Annotated in this window: 1 protein-coding gene; it reads right to left on the minus strand. The window is 59.7% G+C overall.

The features are described 5' to 3' along the window. Positions 1 to 286 precede the first annotated feature (286 nt). Positions 287 to 1,417: an IS110 family transposase gene (locus WT97_RS20820; RefSeq protein ID WP_035973420.1), complete on the minus strand. Its 1,131-nt coding sequence runs from the start codon at positions 1,415 to 1,417 to the stop codon at positions 287 to 289. Positions 1,418 to 1,546: the final 129 nt, after the last annotated feature.

Below are 1,546 nucleotides of genomic sequence, written 5' to 3' on the forward strand. Positions count from 1 at the left end.
GCTGATATGACTCCCGCTGTCAATCGGGATTGGTGTTCGGGTTTTCCACGCGTTATTGTTCAAATTTCCTGAGGGCGGCGCAGCAGTACGTCTCGACGGTGGATCACGCTGATATCCGCGGGTTGGCTACCGCATTACAGAGGTCCGCCTGATGAGCCTGCCGCTATCTAGGGACGCAAATCGAATTGGATCCGTTGCGTAGCCGTGGCGCGGGTTACTCGTGTGCCGGGCTACGCCGCCCTCAGGAAACTCCTTGATTGATGGGTAAAGACTCTCGCTCGCCTGCTCAAGCCGCGTGCTTCTGCGGTTGCAACGCAAGTGACATGGCGAGTTGGCTAATGTCCCAGATAAACCCGCTTAGTTCGCGGGCGACCGCGACCACGGCGATGTTCTTCTGTTTACCGCGTGCCACAAGCGTTCGATAGCGTCGACACAGGCGCACCTGCGCATCCCAAGATCGATCCACGATGGGTTTAGGAATCCCTTCGTGGCGGCGCTGAATCTCGGGACTCACCCGCGCCGGATGCCGATAACTCCATGCCGATTCGACGAGCAGCTTTCTCGCGTAACTGTTGCCGTTCTTGGTGATGCTGCCCTGACGGCGTTTCTCGCCCGACGAGTGTTCGCTCGGTGTTACCCCCAGCCACGCCATCAACTGGCGCGGATGAGTGAAGCGTGACAGATCACCCAACTCAGCAAGCATGCCGACCGCCGTGGTGAACTGCATGCCGCGCATCGTTTGCAGACCCAGTACTGCCGGATAAAAACGCCAGGCAACCACGGCCTCGCGCAGCGCAGCTTCCAGTCGATCGCATTGCGCAAGACGATCCTCGATCGTGCGTCGATGCTCTTCGAATGCCAACTGCTGCCATGTGCTGTCGAACGCAAACGTGCTCAGCCAGCGCCGGTGTGCTGCCCTCCAGTCGGCGCGGCCGGTATAGCTGACCCCATGCGAAAGCAGAAAGGACTTCAGCCGCTGCCGCGCACGCTTCAGATCATCCTTGGCACTCACCCATGCCCGTGCCAGATCGCGAAAGGCTTCGTCTTCGACGGTAGGGACAAAGACCTCCGACAGGTCGCCAGCCCTGAGAGAACGCACCAGTTTGATCGCGTCACGCCGATCGGTCTTTACGCGTTCCCCCGGCTTCCTTGGAATCAGAGACGGTGCACACACCATGCAGTCGATTCCCTTCTGCTGAAGTTGACGGTAAAGTCCGTAACCACATGGGCCCGCCTCATAGACAATACAGATACGCGACGCCTTCGATTGCAGGCGCTTGCATAAGCGATCGATATCCGTCTTCGTGGTGCCAACCTTGCCGAGCAGTTCAACCTCGCCCATGCCGAACGCATAGGCGGCCGTGATCGACTCCTTATGGACATCGAGCCCGACGTACAGCGTGCTATCGTGTTCCATGCTGGCCTCCGTGCCGGAAATCGCCAGGTGCGGCCCTGTCCGCACCGTGCGGCTCTGGCAGCAATGCTAACCCGCGCTTGATTCCTCACGGCAGGCCAGCCTTTGCCCCGCGGGAGTCATACTGACTAG

Source organism: Burkholderia sp. MSMB1459WGS, from assembly GCF_001534535.1.
Classification (GTDB): Bacteria; Pseudomonadota; Gammaproteobacteria; order Burkholderiales; family Burkholderiaceae; genus Burkholderia.